Genomic DNA, 536 nt, shown 5'->3' with positions numbered 1-536 from the left:
GAAATTGGAAATTGGCAAAAAAGAGGATTGTTGAACTAATGCTTTATCATAAAAAAATAATTCCTTTTAACTAAATCAGAGTGGTACTAATAATCACTTCCGATCTTACTCCCGCTATTTAAATTCAACAGATTTCATTAATTTCAAAGCAATTTCTTCTTGTTCTTTTGGATCAATGGTACAACTGTCATTTTCTTCATAACAATTTGCTCCATATATATACTGTAAACCTACTTTTCCTCCTTTTGGTATAATATAAGAGAACGTCCAATAAACAGTCATTTTTTTCCTTCAGATGACTCAAATTCCTTACTTTTTTGTGCATAATAAATCTCCGTAGCATTTGTTTCCATTTCTTGATAATCACCCTCATAACTTAATTTAGATGATAATAACCCTAAACTCCCCTCTAAAAATTTTTCTCCATAAACACTAAATGTCAAATCATGAGAAATATAATAATTTTCATCTACACTATAATCCTCAAATGTGACCGACTCAAATCTCTCTCCATTTTTTTCATAAAACTTATCAGA

The 536-nt window shown here is 29.3% G+C and carries 2 protein-coding genes; both read right to left on the bottom strand.

Annotated features, from left to right (window positions below):
- Positions 1–114: 114 nt before the first annotated feature.
- Positions 115–282 (bottom strand): hypothetical protein, encoded by a 168-nt coding sequence (locus GHT08_RS21925; protein ID WP_163583501.1) that lies wholly within the window; start codon positions 280–282, stop codon positions 115–117.
- Positions 279–536: hypothetical protein (locus GHT08_RS21920; RefSeq protein ID WP_420370990.1), on the bottom strand; the 258-nt coding region annotated here is incomplete at its 5' end. The genes GHT08_RS21920 and GHT08_RS21925, both read right to left, overlap by 4 nt.

Origin of the sequence: Gracilibacillus saliphilus, from assembly GCF_010994085.1 — a bacterium.
In the GTDB taxonomy this organism is placed as follows: domain Bacteria; phylum Bacillota; class Bacilli; order Bacillales; family Amphibacillaceae; genus Gracilibacillus; species Gracilibacillus lacisalsi.
Note: the sequence above shows the minus strand (reverse complement) of the source record. Positions and strands in the feature narration are given on the sequence as shown.

What these genes read in the sequence shown, in the direction of transcription:
- GHT08_RS21925 (WP_163583501.1), bottom strand. Translation starts at nt 282, where the DNA reads ATGACTGTTTATTGGACGTTCTCTTATATTATACCAAAAGGAGGAAAA.